Source organism: Streptomyces hainanensis, assembly GCF_004348415.1.
Classification (GTDB): Bacteria; Actinomycetota; Actinomycetes; order Streptomycetales; family Streptomycetaceae; genus Streptomyces; species Streptomyces hainanensis.
Genome location: NZ_SMKI01000946.1, coordinates 1 through 411, shown reverse-complemented (window position 1 = coordinate 411; position 411 = coordinate 1). Strand labels below are relative to the sequence as shown.

Sequence of the window (411 nt, the reverse complement as noted above, 5' to 3'; positions counted from 1 at the left end):
CGTGGCGGGCGGCCTTCTCCCACTCGGCCTCGGTGGGCAGCCGGCGGCCCGCCCAGCGGGCGTAGGCGTCGGCCTCGTACCAACAGACGTGCAGCACCGGCTCGTTCGGGGGCACGGGCTCGGTGTGGCCGAAGCGGCGGCGGAACCAGGTGTCGCCGTCCCGGTGCCAGAAGGCGGGGGCGGTGAGGCCGGCGCGGACGCGGTGCGGCCAGCCCTCGGGGTGCCACCAGCGGGCCTCCCGGTAGCCGCCGTCGGCGAGGAACTCCTGGTAGGCGGCGTTGGTGACGGGGGTGGTGTCCAGCCAGAACGCGGGCACGTCGACGCGGCGCGCGGGGCGTTCGTTGTCCAGCGCGTACGGGTCGGCTGCGGCGTCCGTGCCCATGGTGAACGGGCCGCCGGGCACCAGGACTT

General features: G+C 76.2%; 1 protein-coding gene. It reads right to left on the bottom strand.

The genetic code is table 11. The annotated features are described in order from the left end of the window. Positions 1-411, bottom strand: a 411-nt coding sequence (locus E1283_RS36905) for an SUMF1/EgtB/PvdO family nonheme iron enzyme (protein WP_165956397.1), incomplete at both ends; no start/stop codon positions are given.